The following is an 807-nucleotide window of genomic DNA, read 5'->3' on the forward strand; positions in this document are numbered from 1 at the left end:
TTCTAAGATTCTAAGACCTCGCTCTCCATACTTTGCAAATACATTGCGCATGAAATCCGTAGGATCCATCGACTTTACTCCTTGCCGCATGGCCTCTTCCATCATGATTCGAGCGTGGGAATGATACAGCCTCATGACTCCTTCGTATGTGGCGAGGTCGGCCTTTTTATACTTGTGATAAAGAGACGCCATACTAGCGACTGCGCCGCCATGTTCTTCGGTTGTGTATCCGACTCGATGGAGCAATTTGTAGAAAAGTTCTTCGTACTCTTCTGACCGAAGTCGAACCGTACGAATTTCAGATCTTTTAATGACGTCTGGATATCCTGTTCCCGCGAGGTGGTCACAAATTTCCTCCGCGGAAAGCGCAAGTCCTGCTTTGTAGCCAACTGTTTCATTGAGTGAATCAGCTAGCGTTTCAGGATTAAACCAAATTCCGGCCATGCATAACCTCCAGAAGATCTTAATTTGACAATCAATCTGACATTTTTGTAAATACAACCTGAAACATAGATTTGACCACACAACTCACTTGGTTGATCCTCCTGCCCTGGTGAAATTGCACCGACGAAATAGAGGCTTGGGCACAAAACTCAAATATTATGGTTAGTATCCAGCGACCACATATAATCCGAACAATTTGAAAATTGCGTAGGCACCATATAACGCATCTCCTTATACAGAAGTCATGAGTCCTCAGCCCGTAGCGCCAGGATCATGAACGCAGCATCCATGGTTCGCTGCATGCCGATCCAGATCGTTTTGGCGCCGGGCTCGCCATCACTCTTGCGGCCCAGGAAACCACCC

General features: G+C 46.7%; 2 protein-coding genes. Both read right to left on the bottom strand.

Features of this window, described 5'->3' with window-relative positions:
* A partial coding sequence (locus tag AC1DKD_RS41675) for a hypothetical protein (protein WP_477144788.1) occupies nucleotides 1-444 on the bottom strand: 444 nt, incomplete at its 3' end.
* Between the two features lie 242 nt (nucleotides 445-686).
* Complete coding sequence (locus AC1DKD_RS41680; RefSeq protein ID WP_477144789.1) at nucleotides 687-797, bottom strand: hypothetical protein; 111 nt, start codon at nucleotides 795-797, stop codon at nucleotides 687-689.
* Between the last annotated feature and the right edge of the window lie 10 nt (nucleotides 798-807).

The sequence above is a fragment of the Cupriavidus sp. 05T313 genome (assembly GCF_056396665.1).